This window comes from Vibrio sp. T20 (assembly GCF_007858795.1).
Lineage (GTDB): Bacteria > Pseudomonadota > Gammaproteobacteria > Enterobacterales > Vibrionaceae > Vibrio > Vibrio satsumensis.
In genome coordinates this window covers 80,537-106,023 of record NZ_VFEB01000219.1, presented here as the reverse complement: position 1 = coordinate 106,023, position 25,487 = coordinate 80,537, and the positions used below count along the sequence as shown (strand labels likewise).

19 protein-coding genes are annotated in these 25,487 nt (G+C 45.9%); 8 read left to right on the top strand and 11 right to left on the bottom strand.

Features of this window, described 5'->3' with window-relative positions:
- Positions 1-111: 111 nt before the first annotated feature.
- A complete protein-coding gene (locus FTW16_RS21930; RefSeq protein WP_186728101.1) occupies positions 112-2,673 on the top strand; it encodes a penicillin-binding protein 1A in 2,562 nt (853 codons plus the stop codon).
- 93 nt (positions 2,674-2,766) lie between these two features.
- Here the strand turns inward: FTW16_RS21930 and oxyR are convergent, their stop codons facing one another.
- Positions 2,767-3,660 carry a DNA-binding transcriptional regulator OxyR gene (gene oxyR / locus FTW16_RS21925; RefSeq protein ID WP_146492430.1) on the bottom strand — a complete coding sequence of 298 codons (894 nt, stop codon included), beginning with the start codon at positions 3,658-3,660 and terminating at the stop codon, positions 2,767-2,769.
- A gap of 220 nt (positions 3,661-3,880) precedes the next feature.
- Here oxyR and FTW16_RS21920 point away from each other — a divergent pair, with 220 nt between their 5' ends.
- Together FTW16_RS21920 and FTW16_RS21915 are read left to right on the top strand one after the other, a co-directional pair.
- The gene (locus tag FTW16_RS21920; RefSeq protein ID WP_048659171.1) at positions 3,881-4,609 is read left to right on the top strand and encodes a glutathione peroxidase; all 729 of its coding nucleotides are present in this window, start codon (positions 3,881-3,883) and stop codon (positions 4,607-4,609) included.
- Positions 4,610-4,887: 278 nt separating this feature from the next.
- Complete coding sequence (locus FTW16_RS21915) at positions 4,888-6,354, top strand: dihydrolipoyl dehydrogenase (RefSeq protein ID WP_146492429.1); 1,467 nt, start codon at positions 4,888-4,890, stop codon at positions 6,352-6,354.
- 254 nt (positions 6,355-6,608) lie between these two features.
- Here FTW16_RS21915 and FTW16_RS21910 read toward each other — a convergent pair whose 3' ends face one another.
- Complete coding sequence (locus FTW16_RS21910) at positions 6,609-6,956, bottom strand: RidA family protein (protein WP_004729674.1); 348 nt, start codon at positions 6,954-6,956, stop codon at positions 6,609-6,611.
- An 87-nt stretch (positions 6,957-7,043) separates the two neighbouring features.
- Here FTW16_RS21910 and FTW16_RS21905 point away from each other — a divergent pair, with 87 nt between their 5' ends.
- Positions 7,044-7,292 carry a DUF3624 domain-containing protein gene (locus tag FTW16_RS21905; RefSeq protein ID WP_146492428.1) on the top strand — a complete coding sequence of 83 codons (249 nt, stop codon included), beginning with the start codon at positions 7,044-7,046 and terminating at the stop codon, positions 7,290-7,292.
- A gap of 254 nt (positions 7,293-7,546) precedes the next feature.
- On the opposite strand, the gene argH is transcribed toward FTW16_RS21905, so the two are convergent.
- From argH to argC, 4 genes are all read right to left on the bottom strand, one after another.
- On the bottom strand, positions 7,547-9,421 hold the full coding sequence (gene argH / locus FTW16_RS21900; RefSeq protein WP_048659175.1) for an argininosuccinate lyase: 1,875 nt from the start codon (positions 9,419-9,421) through the stop codon (positions 7,547-7,549).
- Between the two features lie 347 nt (positions 9,422-9,768).
- Positions 9,769-10,980, bottom strand: coding sequence for an argininosuccinate synthase (locus FTW16_RS21895; protein WP_146492427.1), 1,212 nt, complete (start codon positions 10,978-10,980; stop codon positions 9,769-9,771).
- A gap of 113 nt (positions 10,981-11,093) precedes the next feature.
- Positions 11,094-11,882 (bottom strand): acetylglutamate kinase, encoded by a 789-nt coding sequence (gene argB, locus FTW16_RS21890; protein WP_146492426.1) that lies wholly within the window; start codon positions 11,880-11,882, stop codon positions 11,094-11,096.
- A gap of 12 nt (positions 11,883-11,894) precedes the next feature.
- Entirely contained in the window at positions 11,895-12,899 is a 1,005-nt protein-coding gene (argC, locus tag FTW16_RS21885) for an N-acetyl-gamma-glutamyl-phosphate reductase (protein ID WP_017063685.1), read from the bottom strand.
- Positions 12,900-13,052: 153 nt separating this feature from the next.
- Between argC and argE the strand changes: the two genes are divergently transcribed.
- The 3 genes from argE to FTW16_RS21870 all read left to right on the top strand — a co-directional run bounded on the left by argE (position 13,053) and on the right by FTW16_RS21870 (position 17,966).
- Entirely contained in the window at positions 13,053-14,189 is a 1,137-nt protein-coding gene (gene argE, locus FTW16_RS21880; protein WP_009848891.1) for an acetylornithine deacetylase, read from the top strand.
- Positions 14,190-14,440: 251 nt separating this feature from the next.
- The gene (gene ppc / locus FTW16_RS21875) at positions 14,441-17,077 is read left to right on the top strand and encodes a phosphoenolpyruvate carboxylase (protein ID WP_170960799.1); all 2,637 of its coding nucleotides are present in this window, start codon (positions 14,441-14,443) and stop codon (positions 17,075-17,077) included.
- A 349-nt stretch (positions 17,078-17,426) separates the two neighbouring features.
- Positions 17,427-17,966 carry a PadR family transcriptional regulator gene (locus FTW16_RS21870; protein WP_146492425.1) on the top strand — a complete coding sequence of 180 codons (540 nt, stop codon included), beginning with the start codon at positions 17,427-17,429 and terminating at the stop codon, positions 17,964-17,966.
- 153 nt (positions 17,967-18,119) lie between these two features.
- Here the strand turns inward: FTW16_RS21870 and metF are convergent, their stop codons facing one another.
- The 3 genes from metF to FTW16_RS21855 form a co-directional block, all read right to left on the bottom strand.
- The gene (gene metF, locus FTW16_RS21865) at positions 18,120-19,019 is read right to left on the bottom strand and encodes a methylenetetrahydrofolate reductase (protein ID WP_004729683.1); all 900 of its coding nucleotides are present in this window, start codon (positions 19,017-19,019) and stop codon (positions 18,120-18,122) included.
- A 255-nt stretch (positions 19,020-19,274) separates the two neighbouring features.
- Complete coding sequence (locus FTW16_RS21860) at positions 19,275-21,686, bottom strand: bifunctional aspartate kinase/homoserine dehydrogenase II (RefSeq protein WP_017632081.1); 2,412 nt, start codon at positions 21,684-21,686, stop codon at positions 19,275-19,277.
- A gap of 2 nt (positions 21,687-21,688) precedes the next feature.
- The gene (locus tag FTW16_RS21855; protein ID WP_146492424.1) at positions 21,689-22,870 is read right to left on the bottom strand and encodes an O-succinylhomoserine (thiol)-lyase; all 1,182 of its coding nucleotides are present in this window, start codon (positions 22,868-22,870) and stop codon (positions 21,689-21,691) included.
- A 208-nt stretch (positions 22,871-23,078) separates the two neighbouring features.
- Between FTW16_RS21855 and metJ the strand changes: the two genes are divergently transcribed.
- Positions 23,079-23,399 carry a met regulon transcriptional regulator MetJ gene (gene metJ, locus FTW16_RS21845; RefSeq protein WP_004415993.1) on the top strand — a complete coding sequence of 107 codons (321 nt, stop codon included), beginning with the start codon at positions 23,079-23,081 and terminating at the stop codon, positions 23,397-23,399.
- 207 nt (positions 23,400-23,606) lie between these two features.
- Here the strand turns inward: metJ and FTW16_RS21840 are convergent, their stop codons facing one another.
- Positions 23,607-24,914, bottom strand: coding sequence for a malic enzyme-like NAD(P)-binding protein (locus FTW16_RS21840; RefSeq protein ID WP_146492423.1), 1,308 nt, complete (start codon positions 24,912-24,914; stop codon positions 23,607-23,609).
- Between the two features lie 332 nt (positions 24,915-25,246).
- A complete protein-coding gene (gene rpmE, locus FTW16_RS21835; RefSeq protein WP_076656772.1) occupies positions 25,247-25,465 on the bottom strand; it encodes a 50S ribosomal protein L31 in 219 nt (72 codons plus the stop codon).
- Between the last annotated feature and the right edge of the window lie 22 nt (positions 25,466-25,487).

Genomic DNA, 25,487 nt, shown 5'->3' with positions numbered 1-25,487 from the left:
CTAGGGGTTGTGATTATTAGTTAAATAAGCGTTAATAAACGAAAGCTAAGTTTTTAGCCTAGAGTACAAGGGTTTGCTGCTTATCAGCCTTAACTAATCAGGGATTATCCGGTGAAGTTCATAAAGCGATTATTCATATTTACATTGATTTGCATGATTCTTGGAGTCAGTACAATTTTCGGGTTTTATTATTACGTAAAACCAGAGTTGCCTGATGTTGCCACTTTGCGCGACGTAGAACTCCAAACGCCGATGCAGGTCTTCAGTCAAGACGGTAAGTTGATCTCTCAATTTGGCGAAAAGCGTCGTAACCCGGTGACTTATGACGAGATTCCTCGCCACTTAGTTGAGGCTCTGATTGCCACCGAAGATAGCCGTTTCTATGAACACCCAGGTATTGACCCAATCGGTATCACACGTGCAGCACTCGTGGTTGCCATGTCGGGTTCAGCAAAACAAGGTGCGAGTACTATTACTCAGCAGCTTGCGCGTAACTTCTTCTTATCTAATGAGAAAAAGATTATGCGTAAGATCAAAGAGATCTTCATTGCAATCCACATTGAGCAGCTTCTTAGTAAAGAAGAGATCATGGAGCTTTATGTAAACAAGATCTTCCTTGGTCACCGTTCGTATGGTTTTGGCGCGGCAGCACGTGTTTACTTCGGTAAGGATCTTCCTGATCTAACGCTAAGTGAAATTGCGACGCTTGCGGGTATGCCAAAAGCACCTTCTACAATGAACCCTATTTATTCTGTCGAGCGCGCGACTAACCGTCGTAACGTTGTATTACGTCGTATGTTAGACGAGAAATACATCACTCAAGCAGAGTTTGATGAAGCTCGCAGTGAAAAGCTGATCTCGAAGTACCATGGTGCAGAAATAGAACTGAGCGCACCGTATGTTGCAGAAGTTGCACGTGCTTGGATGGTGGAACGCTATGGCGAAGCCGCTTATACATCAGGTATGAAGGTCTACACCACCGTTGATTCAAAACTGCAAAAAGCAGCGAACCAAGCAGCGATTAAGAACCTGCTTGGCTACGATGAGCGTCACGGCTACCGTGGTGCTGAAAAAGTCTTATGGCAAACCGAGCAATCAGCTTGGGACCACGACAAGATCGTTAAACACCTTAAGTCTCAGCCAACCTATGGTGACCTAGTCCCTGCGGTTGTAACTTCAGTTGACTCGAAAAGCGCTCAGGTTTGGGTTAAAAACCAAGGTGAAGGCACAATTGAATGGCAAGGCATGAACTGGGCACGTAAGTTCCTAACAGACAATCGCCAAGGCCCTGCTCCATCTCAAGCAAAAGAGATTCTAGCTGTTGGTGAGCAAGTTTGGGTTCGCCATGAAGCCGTAACAGGCGACGAAGTCTCTGAAGAGCCGACAGAAGAGTCAGCAACGGCAGAATCAAAAGCGCCGATTGTATGGCGACTAAGCCAAGTACCTAATGCGAATACCGCATTTGTTGCAATGAACCCGAACAACGGCGCGGTATTGTCGATGGTCGGTGGCTTTAACTTTGTTCACAACAAGTTCAACCGTGCAACGCAATCTATTCGTCAGGTGGGTTCTGGTATCAAACCATTTATCTACTCAGCAGCGATTGAGAAAGGCTTAACGCTAGCCTCACTAATCAACGATGCACCGATTAACCAATGGGATAAGAGCCAAGGTACTGCATGGCGACCAAAGAACTCGCCACCAACTTACGTTGGCCCTACTCGCTTGCGTATTGGCTTAGCTCAATCGAAAAACGTGATGGCGGTACGTGTACTGCGTGAAGTTGGCTTAGATGACACTCGTAACTACCTAACTCGCTTTGGTTTTGATATCGATGAAGTGCCTCGTTCTGAAACAATTGCGCTAGGTGCTGGTAGCTTAACGCCAATGAAAGTAGCGCAAGGTTACTCAGTATTCGCTAACGGTGGTTACTACGTTGAACCTTTCTACATCAGCCGCGTTGAAACACCATTTGGCGAGACTGAATTTGAAGCAACACCAAAAGTTGTCTGTAAAGAAGATTGCAAACAAGCCATCACGACCGATCCAATGGCGGATGAATTTGCCGAGCAAGATGTGGATGCGAAAGTTCAATACGCTCCTCAAGTTATCTCTGAGCAGAACGCATTCCTAGTTCGTGAAATGATGTACAGCAACATCTGGGGCGGCGGTGATTGGAGTGCGGGTACAGGCTGGAACGGTACAGGTTGGCGTGCTCAACCACTGAAACGTCGTGATATTGGCGGCAAGACCGGTACTACCAACGACTCGAAAGATACTTGGTACAGCGGCTATGGCCCAGGCATGGTTGCAACGGTATGGGTTGGCTTTGATAACCACAACCGTAACCTAGGTCGTACTAAAGCGAACTCTAACCTTGGTAAGAACCAGATTACTGGTGCGGAAGCTGGCGCGAAAACAGCAGAGCCTGCATGGGTTGATTTCATGGGCACAGCACTCGCAGGCGTTCCGGCGCAACGCAAAGAGATTCCAGAAAATATCGTTCGCGTTCGTATTGACCGTGATACAGGCTTACTGACCAACAAGTTCGATAGCTCATCAATGTTTGAGTACTTCGAGAAAGGCACAGAACCTACTGAGTACATCACTGAGCGTTTCAATGATGATATCTACTCCACCTCTTCAGGTGAAACGGTAGAAGAACTGTTCTAGATAGTTTTTTTGAACCTAACGACATGAGCAAATAAAAAGGGTTGATATGAATTCATATCAACCCTTTTTTGTATCTGCTATACGGAGATGAAGCTAAACGACCTTTTCCAATTGAGTGCGAATCGTCTCCGCCAGTTGCTCAAAGCGTCCTTTCAATGGAGAGCCCGGACGGTACGCAACCACAATACGACGTGAAGGCGTTGGGTTCACCGCAGGCACGTAACACACACCGTCTTTCTGCTTCTCTTTCGGTACTGATAACTGTGGAAGCAAAGTAATACCCGCCCCTGCCGCGACCATGTTGCGTAGCGTTTCTAAGCTGGTCGCTTTAAAGCGCTCGTCATCTTTTGCACCTGCAGCAAAACAGAAGCCTAAGGCTTGGTCTCTTAAGCAGTGGCCATCACCTAGCGCCAGTACTGTTTGCCCATTTAACTGCAACATATCGACGGTGTCCTGCTGAGCCCACTCATGGTCACATGGAACCGCGACACTTAATGGTTCGTCATACACATCAATCTCTTTAAACGCCGCAGTCTCATCAACCGCAGCCAGTACCAAGCAGTCCAGCTTTCCATCTTCCAATTGGCTCACTAATTGATGAGTTTGGGCTTCATGCAGGTACAGCTCTAACTCAGGAAAGCTCTCTTTCAGGTGAGGGACAATCTTAGGCAGAATGTAAGGACCCACGGTTGGGATGAAACCAATGTGCATTGGTCCAGTCATCGCTTCACCGTGTCCACTCGCCATATCCTTAAAAGTCTTCACTTCGTTGAGAATACGCTTAGCTTGTTCAACAAGTTGTAACCCTGATTCTGTAAATATGACCTTCCTTGGACTACGCTCGGTTAACTGAAGTCCGATTTCATCTTCTAGTTTGCGTATTTGACCGCTTAGTGTCGGCTGACTGACAAAGCACGCTTCTGCCGCTTTTCGGAAGTGTTTGTGCTCTGCGAGCGCCACCAAGTATTCAAAGTCACGAATGTTCATGATCAGTCTCTTACCTCAGGTTTAATAAGAACAGGGGTTTTCATAGCAACATTTAAAAGAAAATGCTCTTGATAGAATTTACCTATCAAAACCATAACATCAAACGATTAGAGCTATCAAAGAATTTATCTAATAATGGGCTCAACAAAACGAAACAGAGCAAAGAAAAACGTTAAGCTCTGATAGAACAAAATTAAAAATACTATTTAAGGAAATCAATATGTTTGCATCTAAAGAAGGTCAATCAATCCCTCAAGTAACATTCCCAACTCGCCAAGGTGATGCATGGGTTAACGTAACGACTGAAGAGCTATTCAAAGACAAAACAGTTATCGTATTCAGCCTACCAGGCGCGTTTACGCCAACTTGTTCGTCAAGCCACCTTCCTCGTTACAACGAACTACATTCAGTGTTCAAAGAGAACGGTGTTGATGACATCCTTTGTGTTTCTGTAAACGACACGTTCGTAATGAACGCATGGAAAGCAGACCAAGAAGCGGAAAACATCACATTCATCCCAGACGGTAACGGCGACTTCACAGACGGCATGGGCATGCTAGTTGAGAAAAACGACATCGGCTTCGGCAAACGTTCATGGCGCTACAGCATGCTGGTTAAAAACGGCGTGGTAGAAAAAATGTTCATCGAAGAAGACGTACCAGGTGACCCGTTCAAGGTTTCAGATGCTGATACTATGCTTAACTACCTTGCTCCTGAGCACAAAGAGCAAGAGTCAATCACAGTATTCACTAAGCCAGGTTGCCCATTCTGTATGAAAGCAAAACAGAACCTAATCGACAAAGGTCTGAACTACGAAGAAGTCGTACTAGGCAAAGACGCAACAACAGTAAGCCTACGTGCAATCTCTGGTCGCACAACAGTTCCTCAAGTTTTCATCGGTGGCAAACACATCGGTGGCAGCGAAGAACTAGAAGCTTTCCTAGGTTAATTACTTAGGAGCTAACATCTGCTAACCCACCCTCTTGTGGGTTAGCGATTCCAAACCACTCTCACGTGAGCTTTGGAAAAGAATATAGCTTGTGACTCGCCCGTCTTTAACTAACCTATAGTTAGTAACAAGAAGCAGTTAGTAACAAAAAGCAGAACCACAAGCTAAACCTAATAAAACAGAATCACAAAACAGACCCGTTATCCTGACTCTCAAAAAAATCACCAGAGTTGGAGGGGTTCGTTCAAACTAAATTTAGCCATTGCGAGAAAATTATTATGAAACAAGTCAATGTAGATGTAGCAGTTATCGGGGGCGGTACGGCAGGTCTAGGTTCTTACCGCGCTGCAAAAGCACACACTGACAGTGTCGTGATGATTGAAGGCGGCCCTTACGGTACTACCTGTGCTCGCGTTGGTTGTATGCCATCTAAACTGCTTATTGCAGCCGCAGAAAGCGTACACCAAATCGAGAAAGCTCCGGCTTTTGGCGTTCACCCACAAGGTGATATCGTGATTAACGGCCGTGAAGTGATGGACAGAGTAAAGTTTGAACGTGACCGTTTTGTTGGTTTTGTTTTAGAAGGCGTTGATGAAATCCCAGAGCAAGACAAGATCTCTGGTTACGCAAAATTTTTAGACGACAACACGCTGAAAATTGATGACCACACGATTGTCACCGCTAAGCGTATTGTTATCGCGACCGGTTCGCGCCCTGCATACCCTGCAGTTTGGAATGAACTTGGCGACCGTCTGATCATTAACGATGATGTGTTCAGCTGGGATGACTTACCAGAATCGGTTGCCGTATTTGGCCCTGGTGTTATTGGCCTTGAGCTTGGTCAGTCACTACACCGCTTAGGTGTGAAGACCAAACTGTTCGGTTTAGGTGGTCAAGTTGGCCCAATAACCGACCCAGAAATCATGGCGTATGCAGATAAAGCCTTCAATGAAGAGTTCTACCTAGATGCCGACGTGAAAATCGAAAGCATGAAGCGTATTACCACTGAGTCAGGTGAACCACGTGTCGAAATCCAGTTCATCAATAAGCAAGGTGAGCTAGAAACTAACGTCGTTGAGTACGTACTGGCAGCAACAGGTCGTCGTCCTAATACAGATAAACTTGGCCTAGAGAATACCTCTCTTGAGCTTGATGAACGTGGTGTTCCTATCGCTGACCACTACACGCTTCAAACATCACTACCATCAGTATTTATCGCTGGTGATGCAAGCAACCAACTGCCTCTACTGCATGAAGCAGCAGACCAAGCACGTATTGCGGGTGATAATGCAGGTCGCTTCCCTGAGATTCGCGCAGGCTTGCGCCGCTCTAAAATCTCTGCGGTATTCTCTGACCCACAAATCGCGATGGTTGGTGAAACATACAAAGAGATCATAACCCGCTTAGGCACATGTGGTTGTTTCGCAACGGGTGAAGTGTCTTTCGAGAACCAAGGTCGTTCACGAGTGATGCTACGCAACAAAGGTATTCTGCACGTTTACGGCGAGCAAGGTACAGGCCGTTTCCTTGGTGCTGAGATGATGGGACCAAACGCAGAACATTTGGCTCACTTACTCGCATGGGCACACCAGAAAAAGATGACGGTTTCTGAAATGTTGGATATGCCATTTTACCACCCAGTAATTGAAGAAGGTGTACGAACAGCGTTACGTGACCTCAATGCGAAACTGCACCTTGGTCCAGAGATGGTGAAACACTGTCTAGATTGTGGCCCTGGTTGTTAATCTCAGGTCATTGAGACAGGTAGCAGTTTGATCTGTAAACAAAGACTAGATACTAAAAAGGAAAGCCATTGGCTTTCCTTTTTGTTTTTGGTAACGAGCAAATAATAGATTCCCGACCACGCTCCTTCGTCACTACCGGGAATGACGTTGATTTATTTATGCATCTAAACCAAAACTTAATCCGTCATTCCAGCACTGAGGGACGAAGTATCTGGAATCTCTTAAACCGTTACTTATTGCTAAATGCGAGAGAATTACTTCTCAGCTGCAATCACAGAGATCTCAACCAGTAGTGCCTCACGAGCCATGTCGCCAGTCACACATGCGCGAGCTGGGGCGTGACCTTCTGGAACCCATGCATCCCATACTGCGTTCATTTCTTGGAAGTCTTTCATGTCTTTCAAGTAAATGGTTGCTGACAGCATGTGCTCTTTGTCGCTGCCTGCTTGCTCAAGTAACGCTTCTACTTTATCCAGCATCGTCTGTGTTTGTTCTGTGATGTCTTTGGTTGCATCCGCACACACTTGGCCACATAGGTAGATAGTACCGTTGTGTTTAACAATACGGCTCATGCGTTGCTTGGTTTCTTGGCGCTCAATCATCGATCTTCTCTCTCTATGTCACCGTGATCCAATATCTTGTGACGTGGTATTATCAGGGCAATAAGCATAACGCGAATCAAGCCCAAGATGACATGTCTTCATTGCAATAAAAATGAAAAAATCTTCAACAAACTCGGTCGTTGCCAACGTTGTATGAATCAGCTCACGGTGTTGTCGATATTAAGTTGGGGAGTATGGTGGCTGTTTTTCAGGGAAGACCCAAAAACCATCAACGCCATCGCTTTGATGATGGCAGCTTTCGCATTCAGTGGCTTATTGTCGTTGCATTGGATAATGAAGTTTTTGGTGCTGCCTTTAAGGAACAAAAAGCGTTAGCAGCGGTGTTTGTTAGATAGGCAATAATGGTTAGATGATAGGTTCAATACTCCGATAATTGGTCACAACAATCGAACGAGTATAATTTCCCAAACAGCAGATAGAAAAAAGCCCCAGAACCAATCGATTCTAGGGCTTTCTTAGAAAATTCTAAGAAAAAGCAGTGGTACTTTAATAGACCGAGCTTTTCTTAGTTTGTTCCCAAAAAAGATCAGATTTTTGATCTTTTTTTTAGGGACTATAAAATCAATGCCTTATGCAACATTCACCTTAGCAATTATCTGCTCGACCAAGTTCACTTCCAACGCCACTTCATCACACGCATGTTGACGAGGGCACTGGTCACAATCTTTCAATACCTTCTCAGGTAGCAGAGATTTCGATGTCGGTAAGAAGTCATGCTTCATAAAGAACTCAGGAGTACGAGTCAGTACGAACACTTTCTTGATTGCCATTTGGCGAGCCTTCTCAACAAGGTGCTGCACGATTGCAGTCCCCTGCCCTTGACCTTGCCAGCCAGCTTCAACACCCAACGAACGAATTTCCGCTAAGCCAGAGTCATACACATAAAGTGATGCACAACCTGTCACTTCACCATGATGTTCTGCGACAGCGAATGAGCCAATATCACGCACCAGTTCATTACGAGAGCGAGGCAGGTTTTCACCCATGTTCGCCCAGTAAGCCACCATGCCTTCCAATGCTTCAATGTCAGTCAAACGAGCAGGACGAACCTTAACGATAGAGGTGTCACGCTGCGCCAAACGTTTCTCAGCTTGGTCTACTGCGTAAGCCACTTGCTGTGGTGATACACCACCTAGTGCGCTACGTTTTTCAAGACACGATTCAATGGTCAGGATGTCATATACATCCTCTTCAATCACCTCAGAGAACTCTTTCATCTCTGCGATGGTTAATTCTTCTAATGCGCAGCCTTTCGCAATCGCCGCCACTACCGTCACACCAACAATATGGTGAGCTTCACGGAAAGGAATGCCTTTCGCTACTAAGTAATCAGCCAGTTCCGTAGAGTTCGCATAACCTTGCTTCGCTGCTTCAAGTGTACGTTCGCCGTTCACTTTAATGCCGTCAAAACAAAGTGCAGCCATTTCCATACAATCATTCCAAGTATCTAAAGCGTCGAACAGACCTTCTTTATCTTCTTGCATGTCTTTATTGTACGCCAAAGGCAGAGCTTTTACTGTCATCATCATTGCAGCTAATGAACCGTAAACACGGCCCGTTTTGCCACGGATAAGTTCTAGCGCATCCGGGTTTTTCTTCTGTGGCATCAGAGATGAACCTGACGTCACGGTGTCTGCTAACTCGATGAAGTTTGATTCACCAGAGTTGTAGAAAATCATATCTTCTGCAAGACGCGAAAGGTGAAGCATAGAGATAGAAGCGATCGACATCAGCTCCATCACATGGTCACGGTCAGATACAGAATCTAGAGAGTTGCGCGTTGCACGACGGAAACCTAAGTTGTGAGCTAACTCTTCACGGTCCATCGGGTAAGCGGTTCCTGCAAGGGCACCAGAACCCAGCGGACATGTATCTAGACGCTTAATCGCATCATTCAAACGTGAATAGTCACGCTCAAGCATTTCAACGTAAGCCAAGCACCAGTGAGCAAAAGTTACTGGCTGGGCACGTTGTAAGTGAGTGTAGCCAGGCAGAACGGTTTCTTGATGCTGAGAGGCAACGTTCACCATTTGGCTCTGCAGGCGATCCAACGCCAATAGCAGTTGGTTACCTTGCTGACGACACCATAGTTTCAGGTCTGTCGCCACTTGGTCATTACGAGAACGGCCAGTGTGAAGCTTTTTGCCCAAGTCACCGACTTTGCCGATAAGTTGTTGCTCAACCCAGCTGTGAATATCTTCTGCATCAGAACGTAGAATCTGTTCAGGATCTTCCATCACCTCAAGTTTTAGCTCATTCAGCGCTAACTCAAGCTTCTGTTGCTCTTCTTCTGTTAATACGTTGACCGACAATAGAGCTTTAGACCAGGCAATTGAGCCCACAATGTCTTGCTCAGCCAATCGGTAATCAAAACGAAGAGAATCGTTAAAATCTTTGAACCGGGTGTCTGCTGCTTGGGTAAATCTACCGCCCCATAATGCCATTGTGTATCTCCTAATTGCACAGTGCTCACTGTTTTTGCAAATGATAATTCTGATTAAGATTCAGTATTTTTCTGATGGTTTAAACTTACGGCAATTCAAAATGAAAATAAAGTATTAATTCATTATTTTCACATATTTATTCACCGCAAATTGAATCCATTGATTATTTTCAGCGTGGAGCGCGAATTATATGCCATCACATAGTAAAAACCGAAGCTGATTTATTAGACGATTAGAAAGTAAAAAGCCCACTCACTAATCAATAGTGAATGGGCTTTGCATAATCATGTCTGTTTACTGGCCTTCAACCTTTCGCTAAAGGCTAGCTCACTAACTCATTGTTAGGATTACTTTTGGCTATTCAGGGCACGAATACGGCTTGATAGCGAGTAAAGACGGATGAAGCCTTCAGCGTGGCTTTGGTCGTAAACTTCATCTTCACCAAAGGTTGCAAACTCTTCTGAGTACAGGCTGTTGTCAGAACGCTTCTGAGTCACCGTTGCATGGCCTTTGTAAAGTTTGATAACCACTTCACCATTCACGTCTTGTGCTAGCTCTTCTGTCGCTGCAAGGATTGACTTACACAGTGGAGTGAACCAACGACCGTCGTATACAAGGTGAGAAGCTTTAACACCCAGCTCTTCACGGAATTCGAATGCCGCTTTATCAAGAACCAGTTGCTCTACTGCGCGCAGTGCTTCCATCATGATTGTGCCACCCGGAGTTTCGTAACAACCACGAGACTTCATACCAACAAGACGGTTCTCTACGATATCGATACGACCAACACCGTGCTTAGCGCCTTTCTCATTTAGGTAAACCAGTGCGTTGTATGGCGTCATTGTTTCACCATCTACCGCTACCACTTCGCCTTTTTCAACTTTAAGCGTCACTGTTTCAGATTCGTTTGGCGCTTGCTCTGGGTCTACAGTCCAAGCCCAGCAATCTTCGTTAGGTGCATTCCATGTGTTTTCAAGAACGCCACCTTCTGTTGAGATGTGCCATGCGTTTGCATCACGCGAGTAAATCTTAGTAAGAGAAGCCGTACAAGGGATGTTACGCTCTGCTAGGTAATCTAGACACTCTTCACGACTCACTAGATCCCATTCACGCCAAGGTGCAATTACGTGTAGGTCCGGGGCTAGTGCAGCGAATGCGCCTTCAAAACGAACTTGGTCGTTACCTTTACCTGTACAGCCGTGACACAGTGCGTCTGCACCTACTTTACGTGCAACTTCAACCTGTGCTTTCGCGATGATTGGACGAGCCATCGACGTACCTAGTAGGTATTTACCTTCGTAGTAAGCGCCCGTTTTCAGCGTTGGGTAGATGTAGCCAGCAACCATCTCTTCTTTAAGGTCTGCGATGTAACACTCAGATGCACCAGACGCTTTTGCTTTCTCTTCGATACCAATCAACTCTTCGTCGCCTTGACCAACATCAGCAACAAACGCAACCACTTCACACTCATAGTTCTCTTTCAACCATGGAATGATTACGGATGTGTCTAGACCGCCAGAGTAGGCTACTACAACTTTCTTTACGTTAACTTTGCTCATTTTCTTTCTCCTAGTTTCCATACTGCACATGGCGGTCAGCGTTGGAAATGACTTCATAATTATATGTTTATTTAATTTGTCTAAATTCTTTAAGCAGTGACTCGTTGTGAGACCTACTGAGGTAAAAACTGTGTTCCTATGCTTTTACCTGAAAACAGTTGTGTTAGCTTTTCTGGGTATCGCCAAGTGGCAACTTCGATTGGTCGTCCAAGGTCGTTAGCGGCTTCTAGTGCGGCTTGAACCTTAACGATCATGCCATCGGTAATCACTTTGCCTGTAATAAGGTCATCAGCTTGCTGTTGATTAAGGCTTGGAATGAGGTGGCCTTTGCCATCCAACACACCACTTACATCAGAAAGAAGCACCAGTTCAGCATCAAGTGCGCCAGCAACGGCAACCGCAGCTTGGTCGGCATTGACGTTCATCAGTTGGCCTTGTTCAGTTAGGCCAATTGAACTGATGATTGGCAGTGCGCCAGCATTAAGAATCGCTTGCAGGACGGTTGAGTCGCCCGGCTCCGCTTTTCCTACTGCGCCCAGCTCAGGGTTCAATTCGCTCACTTTGCATAAACCACCATCTGCAAGGCTCAAACCAACGGCATTGATACCATCTTTAATTGCCTGACCTTGAAGTAGTTTGTTGGCCGTGCCCGCTAGTGCACCAGCGATCACAGGGATCTGGTCATAAGGAGTAACACGTAGCCCTTCTTTCTTAACCGTTTTTAGGTTTAGCTTACTCATCAAATCATCAACAAGGTAACCACCACCGTGAACGATCACGATAGGACGCTGTGCCTGCTGTTGGTAAGCTGAAATAGCACCAAATAACTTGCTGAGTGTTTCACCACAAGATAGCGCAGCGCCACCTAACTTTATGATTAATGGTTGATTATTAAGGCTCATATCTAGATTCCTTTACACTAACGCAGTTAATGGCGCAAAACCATAACGTAAATTTAAACACTGCATCGCTTGGCTAGATGCACCCTTTAATAAATTATCAATCGCTGAAACAACGATGATGTGCTGACCTTGGACCTTCCAACCTAAGTCGCAGAAAGGCGTCTGTTCTACATCTTGAATTCTTGGCAGTGTCTCTTCGAGTAACCTCACTGCAGGTTTACCTTGGTAAGCTTGCTCAAAGGCATCTTGTATCTGTTGTTCTGTCACGCCTTCAGCCAGTTTCATGGTGATGGTCGCTAAAATACCGCGCTTAAAGTTGCCGAGGTGCGGAGTGAAAATCACATCACACCCTAAATGTGCGGCCATTTCAGGTTGATGACGGTGATTGAAGACGCCATAAGCTTGCAGGCTCACTTCGCAGAAGCTGTTAACCATGGTCGCCTTACGACCTGCTCCTGTAACACCACTGGTTGCGTTAATCACAGGCCATTGGTTCTCGTCCAGTAACTTAGCTTCAACTAAAGGCTTAATCGCCAGTTGTGATGCCGTTGGGTAACAACCTGCGACTGCAACAAGCTGAGCTTCTTTTATTTCTTGTTCGTTCCATTCAGCTAAACCGTAAGCTGCTTTGTCTAACCATTGTTCGTGTTGATGTTCAAAACCGTAGAACTCTTGGTAAAAGTTCTCGCCTTTAACTCTGAATGCACCCGATAGGTCGAACACTTGGCAATCGTTCTCTAGAAAGATTGGCGCTAGGTCATGACTGACCTCATGTGCCGTTGCTAGAAAAATCACATCGGACTGTTTAGCCACTTCTTCCGGATTCGTTAGCGGTTGTACTGGCATATCAATCAAACCAGCTAACTTACCGTGCAACGCCGCAATAGGTTTACCTGCGTCTACACTATTGGCTGAGACATACAAACCTGATAGCGTGAGCTCAGGGTGTCTGTTTATCATTAGAGCCAGTTCTGCTCCTGTGTAGCCGCTTGCGCCAATGATCGTGGTTTTCAACATCTCAACACATCCATTCTTGAGGTAAGTTATATTTCAATTTTGACTATTCATACTTAATTTTTAGCTATATTTGATTTCTTATGCATTAAATATGATTTAATATGTGTTTTACCGACTTATGGTTTTCCTGTCAATAGTAGAAGTGAAGATATTATGCAATTACCGAGTTTCCTTGAGGTCTATAAAGGCCTAATTTCCACCGACTCCATTAGCTCAACAGATCCAAGCTGGGATCATGGCAACGAGAAAGTGATCGAAAAAATGGCTCAATGGTTTAAAGACGTAGGCTTTAGCGTTGAGGTCGTGGAAGTCGAACCCGGCAAGCATAATATGGTCGCAAAGATGGGTTCTGGCGAAGGGGGCTTACTGCTTGCAGGACACAGCGATACCGTGCCATTCGATGAAGGACGTTGGAACTTCGATCCTCACGCATTGACAGAACACAACAACCGCTTCTACGGATTAGGCACCGCCGATATGAAAGGCTTTTTTGCCTTCGTTTATGAAGCTGCTAAGAAAATGGATTGGAGCAAGCAAACCAAGCCGCTTTATGTTTTAGCAACGTGTGACGAAGAAACCACTATGCTAGGTGCACGTCATTTCACTGAAAATGCGCCGTTTAAACCGGACTACTGCATTATTGGTGAGCCGACCAGCCTAGTGCCTATTCGCGGTCATAAAGGTCATGTCGCCAACGCAGTGCGAGTAACGGGTAAATCAGGTCACTCTTCGGATCCTGCATTAGGCGTTAACGCCATCGAGATCATGCATGAAGTGCTGTTTGCTTTAATGCAGCTGCGTGACAAGTTAGTCAAAGAGTACCATCACCCGGGTTTCGCGATTCCAAGCCCTACTCTAAATCTTGGGCATATTCACGGAGGAGATAGCGCTAACCGAATCTGTGGTTGTTGTGAATTACACTACGACGTTCGTCCTTTACCGGGCATCAGCTTAGATGGTTTGGATAACATGCTGCGCAGCGCGCTCAAGGAAGTAGAAGCAAAATGGCCGGGCAGGATTGAGATTACTCCGCTACATGAGCCGATTCCGGGTTACGAGTGTCAGCACGATCATCCATTTATCGGTGGCATGGAATCGGTGTGTGAAACCGAATCTCAAACTGTGAACTATTGTACTGAAGCACCTTTTCTTCAGGAGTTATGTCCAACCTTAGTTTTAGGCCCAGGCTCAATCGACCAAGCTCACCAACCGGATGAGTTCTTAAGCTTCGATTTTATTGACCCTACAATTGATGTTCTGAGTAAATCGATCCGTAAATATTGTTTCTAGTTATTACTTTCCTTCCGATATTTTCGTATAAAAGCCACCCGAAAAGGTGGCTTTTATTCTGTTATCCCTGACACAGCCCGATCTTGTAATTAAATTTCACTTTTTCCCTAAGTTTTGAAAAATTTACTTCTCCCGCATTTTTAAACCTAATAATTGCAAACTTAGAATGCTTTATTTGACTAGATACAGCACTTTTCGCTAGATTGTGTACTTAACAAGGAACAATGGATGTAATTTTTTTACGAGGCAGGATGACAATGAACGAGAAATACGCCGCTCTCAAGAGTAACGTAAGCATGCTAGGACGCTTGCTAGGTAACACAATCCAAGATGCACATGGTGACGTTATCTTAGAGAAAGTGGAGACTATCCGTAAACTTTCCAAATCCGCCCGCGCAGGCAACAAAGCTGACCGTGACAGCCTAGTTGAAGAAATCAAAAACCTGCCGAACGAACAACTCACTCCTGTTGCTCGTGCATTTAACCAATTTCTCAACCTCACCAACATGGCAGAGCAATACCACACCATCTCTCGCCACTGTGAGGAGCATGTTTGTGAACCAGACGTGCTGCAATCTCTATTTTCCAAATTAAACCAAAACGACATCAGCAAGCTAGACGCAGCTCAAGCTGTTCGCGACCTGAACATCGAACTCGTTTTGACTGCTCACCCAACAGAAATCACTCGTCGCACCATGATCAACAAGTTGGTTAAGATCAACGAGTGTCTGTCTAAATTAGAATTAAGCGACCTATCACACAAAGAGCGTGTGAAAACCGAACGTCGCCTAGAGCAGCTTATCGCTCAAGGTTGGCACTCTGATGTGATTCGTCAGCAACGCCCAACACCACTTGATGAAGCTAAGTGGGGCTTTGCGGTTGTAGAAAACTCTCTTTGGGAAGCCGTGCCTGATTTCCTACGTGATATGGATGGCCGACTAAAAGGCTACCTTGGTGAAGGCTTACCAATCGATGCACGCCCAGTACACTTCTCATCTTGGATGGGTGGCGACCGCGATGGTAACCCATTCGTAACGCACACCATCACTAAAGAAGTACTGCGCCTATCTCGCTGGAAAGCCGCTGATCTGTACCTAGGTGACGTGAACGAGCTGATTACCGAACTGTCGATGACCAAGTGTAATGATGCCGTTCGTGAGCTAGCAGGTGATGAGCATGAAGCTTACCGTGCAATCCTAAAGAGCCTACGTACTCTGCTGAACAACACATTAGAAGTGCTTGACGCAAAACTGCACGACGCTGAAGTACCGAAGAAAGAAACACTACAGAACATCGACCAACTTTGGACACCACTTTACGCGTGTTACCAATCGCTGCACGAATGTGGCATGGGCGTAATCGCGGATGGTTCTCTGCTTGATACCCTACGTCGCCTAAAAGCATTCGGTGTGCATTTAGTTCGTCTCGATGTTCGTCAAGAAAGCACACGTCACTCAGATGTCCTATCTGAACTGACTCGCTACCTAGGCATTGGCGATTACGACCAGTGGAGCGAGCAAGACAAGATCGCTTTCTTAACCAATGAATTAAGCTCAAAACGCCCACTGCTTCCTCGTGATTGGGAGCCATCTGAACAGGTTAAAGAGGTTTTAGACACCTGTAAGGTCATTGCAGCTCAACCTCGTGAAGCGTTTGGTGCTTACGTTATCTCTATGGCTCGTACTGCATCGGATGTACTGGCTGTTCACTTGTTGTTGCAAGAATGTGGTTGCCCATACCGCATGGACGTATGCCCGCTGTTCGAAACGCTAGACGACTTGAACAACTCAGAAGCAGTAATGAAGCAGCTAATGAGCATCGACTTGTACCGTGGCTTTATCCAGAACCACCAAATGGTGATGATTGGATACTCTGACTCAGCAAAAGATGCTGGCGTAATGTCTGCAGGCTGGGCTCAATACGATGCGATGGACAAGCTGGTTAAGGTTTGCGACGAAGAAGGCATTGAACTGACTCTATTCCACGGCCGTGGCGGTACGGTTGGTCGTGGTGGTGCTCCAGCGCACGCTGCTCTTCTTTCTCAGCCACCTAAGAGCTTGAAAGGCGGTCTACGTGTAACTGAACAAGGTGAAATGATCCGCTTTAAACTTGGCTTGCCAGATGTTGCGGTAAACAGCTTCAACCTATACGCAAGTGCGATTCTAGAAGCGAACCTTCTGCCGCCACCAGAGCCTAAACAAGAGTGGCGCGACCTAATGGAAGTGCTGTCTCAAGTCTCTTGTGAGGCTTACCGTAACGTGGTTCGTGGTGAAGAGAAATTCGTACCTTACTTCCGACAAGCGACGCCTGAACTGGAGCTAGGTAAACTGCCTCTTGGTTCTCGCCCTGCTAAGCGTAACCCGAACGGCGGCGTAGAAAGCCTACGTGCGATTCCATGGATCTTCTCTTGGAGCCAAAACCGTTTGGTACTTCCTGCATGGTTAGGCGCGGGTGAAGCGATTCAGTACTCTGTAGACCAAGGCCATCAAGCTCTGCTTGAAGAGATGTGTCGCGAGTGGCCGTTCTTCTCTACCCGTCTAGGTATGTTGGAAATGGTGTACTCGAAGTGCAACATGGAAATCGCTAAGTACTACGACCAACGTCTTGTTGACGAAGAGCTATTACCGTTAGGTGAATTGCTGCGTGAACAGCTGCAAAAAGACATCAAAGCAGTGCTGAATGTAGAAAATAACGAGAACTTGATGCAGAGCGACCCTTGGGGACTTGAATCAATTCGCCTACGTAACATCTACGTTGAGCCACTAAACATGCTTCAAGCAGAGCTGCTTTACCGTACTCGTAAGTGTGAAACACCACCAGCAGAGCTAGAAGAAGCGCTAATGGTGACGATTGCAGGCATTGCAGCAGGCATGCGAAACACTGGTTAATTAGTGATTCCTACTATTCAATAGACAAAAGGTCGCCTAGTGCGACCTTTTTATTTCACAAAATAAGCAATACTGAGTTTTTTGTCAGTTTTTTGGGTTATTTTGTCCATGTATTCTACTTTATGCTTATTATTTAGATATACTACTGCTCCGCTGCGGAAACACTCCAAAAAAATAATCTGCAGCAACTTGACCAATAAACTGGTCAACCTAGGTGATAAACGGCTTTGTAAGGTGACATAACCAACCGATGAGTTGGTGCTACTTAGACATAACCAATATAACGTGCCATTAGAAGCACACTTGTTGTTTAAGTATTTGTTTACTGTTTACCATTTGGATTTCAGACATGTCATTACCACACGTAATTCTAACCGTTTTAAGTACACGCGATGCTACTGGTTACGATATCACAAAAGAATTCTCCGCAAGCATTGGTTACTTCTGGAAAGCTAGCCACCAACAAGTTTACCGCGAGCTAAATAAAATGGCTCAGAACGACCAGGTAACTTGCGTGCTTGAGCCTCAAGAAGGCAAACCTGATCGTAAAGTTTACTCTATCACCGATGCTGGCCGTGCCGCGCTAGGTGAGTGGTTTGAACAACCAACTGCACACCCAACAGTTCGTGACGAGTTCTCAGCTAAGCTAATGGCTTGTGCTGTACAACCTTCTGACGCTTACCGTGTACAACTTGCTGAACTAGTAGAAGAGTCTCGCAAACTGGTTTCTCACTACAAAGAAATCGAAGCAGCTTACTACGCAACGCCATCGACACTAGATAAGCAAGCACGTCTTGAACGTCTAACACTTCGTCGTAACCTACTTATCCGTGAAGCATGGATTGTATGGGCTGAAGAAGTACTGCTTGAACTTGGCGCTCTAGCTTAAGCTAAGCTAGAAGCTAGAAGCTAGAAGCTAGAAGCTAGAAGCTAGAAGCTAGAAGCTAGAAAAGCAAAAGGCTTGAACTCTATGAGTCCAAGCCTTTTTTGTATCTATAGGATTTGAAAGTTTGCAGCCAGAGGCTGTTTACAAACGCTTTAATTACAGCGCAGCAACCTGTGGGCGAACGCCTAACGTATGGCAAAGTGCGTAGGTCATTTCTGCACGGTTTAGCGTGTAGAAGTGGAAATCTTTCACACCTTCACGGCTCAGCGTACGAACCATATCGATCGCTTGGCTAGCACCAACTAACTGACGAGTGGTTGGATCATCATCCAAACCTTCAAATTGCTTCGCCATCCAACCTGGTACTTTTACGTTGTTCATCGCAGCAAAGCGCGACGCTTGCTTAAAGTTAGACACCGGTAAGATGCCCGGTACAATCTCAACATCCACACCAGCCGCTACACAACGGTCACGAAAACGTAGGTAGCTTTCTACATCAAAGAAGAACTGAGTAATTGCACGGTTAGCACCGGCATCCACTTTACGCTTTAGGTTAATAAGATCCGATTGAGCGCTTTTTGCTTCAGGGTGAACCTCAGGGAATGCCGCTACTGAGATATCAAAATCGTGGCGAGATTTAAGTAGCTCAACTAAGTCAGATGCGTACATCTCGGGTGCACCACCGCCTGCTGGAATATCACCACGCAGCGCAACAATACTTTCAATACCATTTGCCCAGTAATCGTCAGCGATTTGAATCAGCTCTTCGCGGCTCGCATCAATACACGTTAGGTGTGGTGCTGCCACTAGGCCAGTTTGGTTTTTAATTTCTTTAATGATTGAGTGGGTGCGGTCACGTTCACCCGAGTTTGCACCGTAAGTTACCGATACAAATTTTGGTTGAAGTGTTTTAAGACGGTGAACAGAGTTCCACAGGGTCTCTTCCATCTTCTCACTGCTTGGTGGAAAAAACTCAAATGACACATTGATGTTGTCAGAAAGCTCAGCGATATTCTGATTTAAAGCGTCGATATGACTAGCGTGTGTGTATCCCATCTTACTCTCCCTGTGGCAAAAGCAACCACTAAAAACTCAAATCCTTAAACGACGTTTAGACGTCTATATGTCTGTAGAATGTATTGAATACGATTTAATGTCAACAGATCCATTATGAATTTTTCTCAAGTAGATCGTGAGTAAAACTCAAGTAGTTAGATGGCTCGCAAAGCAGAAATAATGTAGAAAAAAGGCTGAAAAACACATCGTGCTTCCAGCCTCATTTATCTTAGTGAATAGTATGCTATTTAGGATTTAAAACAGGCTAGACATTCTGTTTAGGTCCGATTGAATTGCACCTGCCGTTACTTCACGACCTGCACCCGGGCCACGAATAACCAACGGATTATCTTTGTACCATTTGCTCTCAATTGCAAAGATGTTATCGCAAGGCAGTAAGTTCGCCAGTGCGTGTTCTTTAGATAGAGCTTCAACACCTACGGTTGCCTTACCATTCTTCTCTAAACGCGCTACGTAACGCAGAACCTTCTGCTGAGAATGTGCTTTCTCTAAACGCTCGGCTAACTCTTCACTCAGCACAGAAGCCTTATCAAAGAAGTCATCCACCGACAGGTCTTGCAACTCTTCAGGTACCAGCGATTCCACTTTTACGTTTTCAGGTTCAATATCTAAACCCGATTCACGAGCCAATATCACCAGCTTACGCATTACATCTGAACCATCGAGGTCAGCTCGTGGATCTGGTTCTGTCAGGCCTTGTTGCCATGCTAAATCCACCAGCTCGCTGAACGGCACCGTACCATCAAACTGTTGGAACAACCAAGACAGCGTGCCCGAGAAAATACCTGATAACGCAATAATGTCATCGCCACTTTCACGCAGGTCGCGTACCGTGTGGTTAATCGGCAAACCAGCACCCACTGTCGCGTTGTACAACCAATGACGGCTGATCTTAGCAAACGCATCTTGTACCTGATGGTAATACTCGCTTGATGCCGAACCTGCCACCTTGTTCGCCGAGATAAGATGAATACCTTGTTGTGCGATTTGCAGGTATTTTGCCGCAAGTACAGGGCTCGCAGTCACATCCAGCACCACCGCTTCATCGTAACCCTGAATGGAGCCTAAACGCTCTAACCAGTCGTTTCCATTATTGGCAATCGCTTCGTCGTCAAAGCGTTTACCTACCGAAGTCGCATCAATGCCTTGGTCATCGAACCAATAGGTTTGGCTATCAACCACCGCAACCAATTCAAAGTTCATTCCACGACGCTTTTCGAGTTCCGCTTTTTGCTCAGCAAACAGGCTTAACCAACTTGAACCAATGTTGCCTTTGCCACATAGAGCAATCGCAACACGCTTCTGCGCTTGGAATAGTTGGGAGTGAATGCCTTTCACTAGGCTTGATGTTTCACTCTTACGAATCACAGCCACTAAGCTCAAGCCAGAGTTTGCTTCTGAGATGAACTCAACTGGCGAGCTCTTAAGCTGTTGGTAAAAACCGTAGCAATGGTTCGGGTTCTTAGTCACACCAGCCCCCACGGCAGCAATCAAAGAGAAACCCTCTTTAAGCTTAATCTCAGCTTCTATCGCGTGATCTTGTAAATATTCTAGAGCACCACCAGCGATCTCTTCTGTATAAGCAAGGCGCAAACAGTGTTGATCAGGTTCAAGCTCATAAGCCAGCGGCTCGAGTTGAGCGCGCTTAAGCCCTTCAAGCACTTCACTCTCTAGACGGTCGAAGTCATGTCCGTGACCAAAGGTCAGCTGCACGATAAGTACTTCATCTAAAGAGGTAATGATTTTCGCGCCACGACCTGATGCCAGTACTCGCTCTATCTGTGTAGAGCCCGCTTCAGGCTGATAGCTGCAACGTAAGCTTAAGTCCATCGCACTTTGAGCCACAGGCTGTAGCGTTCGGCTGTGAAGTACTGGAGCCGCTAAACGAGCTAACTCACTCGCTTCATCAAGGCGAAGCAGAGGCAATAGACACGCATCCGATACCAAACGAGGGTCTGCGCTGTATACACCAGCTACGTCACTCCAAATTGTTACGCGTTCAACCTCAGCCAAAGCACCAATTACAGTTGCTGAGTAATCCGAACCGTTACGGCCGAGTAGAACCGTTTCACCCTCAGTATTTTGAGCCATAAAGCCAGTAATAACGACACGGCAATGGGCATGCTGCGCCAAAGCTTCTTTAATCAGAGGATAAGAACGTGCGCGGTCAACTTCAGGTTGAGCACCTACTTCTGCACGCAAAAAGGCACGAGCATCTTGAGCAACCGCTTGTAAATCATGTTGGCACAACAAAGCGGCTAATAGACGTGAAGACCAAACCTCACCGTGTCCTAGCACTTGTGCTTTTTGCGCTTCGCTTAGAGGAGCCGTTAACTCACCCAAAGCAGTAAATTCTTGCTGAATAGTGGCCGTTAGCTGAGCCGCAGACTCACCTTCAAGCAGCGCTTCAATCAGCTCAAGTTGGAACTGACGAAGTGCTTGCAAACATTCGTGAGCGATACGACCATCTTTATCGAGCGCTTCAACAAACTCAATCAAGCGGTTAGTTGTTTTACCCGCTGCCGACACCACGACCAAGTCAGTGGCTGATGAGTATTCTCTAAGAATGTTGACCACGCGCTGGTAACACTCAGGATTCGCTAAGCTGCTACCACCAAATTTATGTAGCTGGCGAAAGGTTGCCATTATTAACCCTCCCCTTCAGCAATAAAGCCTTGTGTCTTTTCAAACGCTTGCTTGAGGTCATCAATCAAGTCTTCTGCATCTTCAAGACCAACAGAAAGACGCAGTAACTGTTGAGAAACACCCGCTTCTGCCAGCGCTTCTTCGCCCATTGCACGGTGAGTCATCGACGCAGGGTGACAAATCAAGCTTTCCACACCACCCAGCGATTCCGCCAAAGAGAACAGCTCTAACTTATCAACAAAGTATTTAAGCGCCTCGAATGAGCCCGCAAACTCAAAGCTCAGCATTGAACCAAAGCCAGACTGCTGCTTCTTCGCGATATCATGACCCGGATGTTCAGGAAGGCTTGGGTGGTAAATCGTGCCGACGAGCTCTTGCTGCTGCAGAGACGCCAGAATTTCACGTGAGCTTTCTTCGTGAACTCGCATACGCGCACCTAGCGTACGAATACCACGTAGAGTCATGTAGCTATCAAATGGTGTGCCGGTCGCACCAATACAGTTGCCCCACCATGCTAGCTCTTCAGCGTGCTCTTCAGTTTTCGTGACGACAACGCCACCAATAACGTCCGAGTGTCCGTTGATGTACTTGGTGGTTGAGTGGATAACAAAATCCGCACCCAGTTCTAAAGGCTTTTGGAACACTGGAGTCAAAAACGTGTTATCGACAGCAACCAGAGCACCAACCTCTTTCGCTTTATGGCAAGTTTCTGCAATATCAACCACACGAACCAAAGGATTCGATGGTGTTTCAATTAAGATCAACTTTGGCTTAAGCGCGATCGCCGCATCCAGCGCCGCTTGATCCGATTGATCAACGAACAGAACTTTAAAGTCACCTTTGAGTGAGCGAGTGTTAAACAGACGGTAAGTACCGCCGTAGCAGTCGTGTGGTGCGATAATAAGATCATCGCCGCCTAGGAAAGCAGAAACCCATAAGTTAAGCGCCGAGGTACCACAATTAGTGACAACCGCGCCTTTACCCGATTCAAGCTCAAACAGTGCCGTTTCTAATAAACCGCGATTTGGGTTACCAGAACGGGTGTAATCGTACTTTGGCACTTCACCAAAAGCGGGAAACCCATAGTTAGTCGAAAGATAAATAGGTGGGACAACGGCATGGTGTTGCGTGTCTGACTCGATACCAGTACGTACTGCGATGGTTGCTGGCTTCCGGCTGCTCATAGGTGCTTCCTTACAAGTTTTGCGTCTGAGAATCACAGCTGCTTGTCGGCATTTTGCGGCTGTGTTAGATATATGTTATTCACTTTACTTTCATAAACGTGAGACGTCAACACTTCTAGACGTCTATATGTCTTTGCTTATGGCGGTAAATCCCGCTAAAATCACCACTATTAATTTATTCTAACAACTAAAGTGATGAAGGTACGCAATGGCCGACTGGAATGGTGAATACATAAGCCCATATGCTGAGCATGGAAAGAAAAGCGAACAAGTAAAGAAGATTACAGTTTCTATCCCTCTAAAAGTGTTAAAGGTTCTAACTGACGAGCGTACTCGCCGCCAGATTAACAACCTACGCCATGCAACAAACAGTGAGCTACTGTGCGAAGCCTTTCTACATGCGTACACAGGCCAACCACTACCAACGGATGAAGACCTTCGTAAAGACCGTCCTGACGATATCCCTGCTGAAGTGAAAAAGCTGATGACAGAAATGGGCATCGAGTTCGAAGCGTTTGACGAAGAATAAAAACAACTCAGTCACTGCCTTCATTATTGATTCGCTCTAGCTGAACCCTATTTATCACACCGCGCATTGTTTTTTATGACTGCGCTGTGAATGATAGACATAAAAAAACCGACTCCAGATGAGTCGGTTTTTTATTATTCTTTTCGTCTCGATAACGAAACGACGATACCAGAAGATTATGTCATCCAGTCTCTATGCCATATGCTTCTATGCCATGTAGTTAGCAGGCATCTCGATACGAGCTACGCCAGATTCAACAGCCGCTTCTGCTACTGCTTTTGCTACGCGAGGAAGTAGACGTGGGTCCATTGGCTTAGGAATGATGTAACCCTTACCGAACTCCAGTGCAGTCTCGCCCGCAGCTGCTAATACTTCAGCTGGAACTTCTTCTTTCGCCAGTTCACGAATCGCTTTAACCGCCGCTAGCTTCATTTCGTCATTGATTTCGCTCGCACGCACGTCTAGTGCACCACGGAAAATGAATGGGAAACAAAGTACGTTGTTTACTTGGTTAGGGTAATCACTGCGGCCTGTACCCATGATAAGGTCAGAACGAACTTCGTGAGCAAGCTCTGGCTTGATCTCTGGATCTGGGTTTGAACATGCAAACACAACTGGCTTATCAGCCATCAGCGTTAGAGCTTCTGCTGGAAGCAGGTTAGGACCCGATACACCCAAGAACAGGTCAGCGCCTTCGATAACATCTTCAAGCGTACGCTTGTCGGTATTGTTTGCGAACAGCTCTTTGTATTCGTTTAGGTCATCACGACGAGTGTGGATCACACCTTTACGGTCAAGCATGTAGATTTTTTCACGCTGAGCGCCACACTTAATCAGTAGTTCCATACAAGCAACCGCAGCTGCGCCAGCACCTAAACAAACGATCTTACACTCTTCAAGTTTCTTACCTTGAAGTTCGATCGCGTTCAGCATACCCGCTGCTGTCACAATCGCAGTACCGTGTTGGTCATCGTGGAATACCGGAACATCACAACGTTCAATCAGGCGACGTTCAATCTCAAAACAGTCTGGTGCTTTGATGTCTTCCAGGTTAATACCGCCAAATGTATCTGCGATATTCGCAACCGTATCAACGAACTCATCGATTGTGCGGTGTTTTACTTCAATATCGATAGAATCTAAACCAGCAAAACGCTTAAACAGGAGCGCTTTACCTTCCATAACAGGTTTAGAAGCAATAGGACCAAGGTTACCTAGGCCAAGAATCGCTGTACCGTTAGAGATAACTGCAACCATGTTGCCTTTACCTGTGTACTTATAAACGTTATCGACGTTCTGTGCGATCTCGCGAACAGGCTCGGCTACGCCTGGGCTGTATGCAAGTGCTAGGTCTTCTGCAGAGTTTGCAGGCTTCGTCAGTTCTACGGCAATTTTGCCAGGAATTGGGAACTCATGGTAATCAAGAGCTTGCTGACGGAATTGTTCTTGAGGCGATAACGATTTTTCAGATGATAACGCTTGAGAGGATTGAGCTTGGCTGCTGTCTTCAGACATAGGTGTAGGTTCCTAGGATATTATTATTTGGGGGATCTTGTTCATGTTAATGGATGTACTTCAAAGTTCCTAGGTGGTTGAAGCCTCTGTCTCATTAAAAAACGAGATTTCACTACTAATAAGACCAGTGAGCAGTTGAAATTACTGTCGCTTGTTGAACTTTCGAGCTGAATTTGGTGAAGAGAGGTACGCAAGGAATTGCCCTGCAATAGAAAGGTAGGCACCTTATCGTTAGGCGGGATTGAAGCTTGAATGAAAGTCACTGCTTTCTCAAATTACAGGCAACAAAAAAGGACACCGAAGTGTCCTTTTTCATGTCTAAATAGCGAGAATTACTTCTTGCTAGAAAGAGCACCGAAACGCTTGTTGAAGCGATCAACACGGCCGCCAGTATCTACGATACGTTGCTTACCAGTGTAGAACGGGTGACATTTGTCACATACGTCTAGGTGGATTGATTCTTTTGCTAGCGTTGAGTTGAACTCAAATGTGTTGCCGCAAGAACAAGTTGCAGAAACTGCTTTGTATTCTGGGTGGATTCCAGCTTTCATGGGATAACCTCAAGTAGGCCGT

What these genes read in the sequence shown, in the direction of transcription:
- FTW16_RS21870 (WP_146492425.1), top strand. Translation starts at nt 17,427, where the DNA reads ATGTCATTACCACACGTAATTCTAACCGTTTTAAGTACACGCGATGCT.
- argC (WP_017063685.1), bottom strand. Translation starts at nt 12,899, where the DNA reads ATGTTGAAAACCACGATCATTGGCGCAAGCGGCTACACAGGAGCAGAA.
- argB (WP_146492426.1), bottom strand. Translation starts at nt 11,882, where the DNA reads ATGAGCCTTAATAATCAACCATTAATCATAAAGTTAGGTGGCGCTGCG.
- metJ (WP_004415993.1), top strand. Translation starts at nt 23,079, where the DNA reads ATGGCCGACTGGAATGGTGAATACATAAGCCCATATGCTGAGCATGGA.
- rpmE (WP_076656772.1), bottom strand. Translation starts at nt 25,465, where the DNA reads ATGAAAGCTGGAATCCACCCAGAATACAAAGCAGTTTCTGCAACTTGT.
- FTW16_RS21915 (WP_146492429.1), top strand. Translation starts at nt 4,888, where the DNA reads ATGAAACAAGTCAATGTAGATGTAGCAGTTATCGGGGGCGGTACGGCA.
- argH (WP_048659175.1), bottom strand. Translation starts at nt 9,421, where the DNA reads ATGGCATTATGGGGCGGTAGATTTACCCAAGCAGCAGACACCCGGTTC.
- oxyR (WP_146492430.1), bottom strand. Translation starts at nt 3,660, where the DNA reads ATGAACATTCGTGACTTTGAATACTTGGTGGCGCTCGCAGAGCACAAA.
- FTW16_RS21895 (WP_146492427.1), bottom strand. Translation starts at nt 10,980, where the DNA reads ATGAGCAAAGTTAACGTAAAGAAAGTTGTAGTAGCCTACTCTGGCGGT.
- FTW16_RS21840 (WP_146492423.1), bottom strand. Translation starts at nt 24,914, where the DNA reads ATGTCTGAAGACAGCAGCCAAGCTCAATCCTCTCAAGCGTTATCATCT.
- FTW16_RS21920 (WP_048659171.1), top strand. Translation starts at nt 3,881, where the DNA reads ATGTTTGCATCTAAAGAAGGTCAATCAATCCCTCAAGTAACATTCCCA.
- FTW16_RS21905 (WP_146492428.1), top strand. Translation starts at nt 7,044, where the DNA reads ATGACATGTCTTCATTGCAATAAAAATGAAAAAATCTTCAACAAACTC.
- argE (WP_009848891.1), top strand. Translation starts at nt 13,053, where the DNA reads ATGCAATTACCGAGTTTCCTTGAGGTCTATAAAGGCCTAATTTCCACC.
- FTW16_RS21855 (WP_146492424.1), bottom strand. Translation starts at nt 22,870, where the DNA reads ATGAGCAGCCGGAAGCCAGCAACCATCGCAGTACGTACTGGTATCGAG.
- FTW16_RS21860 (WP_017632081.1), bottom strand. Translation starts at nt 21,686, where the DNA reads ATGGCAACCTTTCGCCAGCTACATAAATTTGGTGGTAGCAGCTTAGCG.
- ppc (WP_170960799.1), top strand. Translation starts at nt 14,441, where the DNA reads ATGACAATGAACGAGAAATACGCCGCTCTCAAGAGTAACGTAAGCATG.
- FTW16_RS21910 (WP_004729674.1), bottom strand. Translation starts at nt 6,956, where the DNA reads ATGATTGAGCGCCAAGAAACCAAGCAACGCATGAGCCGTATTGTTAAA.
- metF (WP_004729683.1), bottom strand. Translation starts at nt 19,019, where the DNA reads ATGGGATACACACACGCTAGTCATATCGACGCTTTAAATCAGAATATC.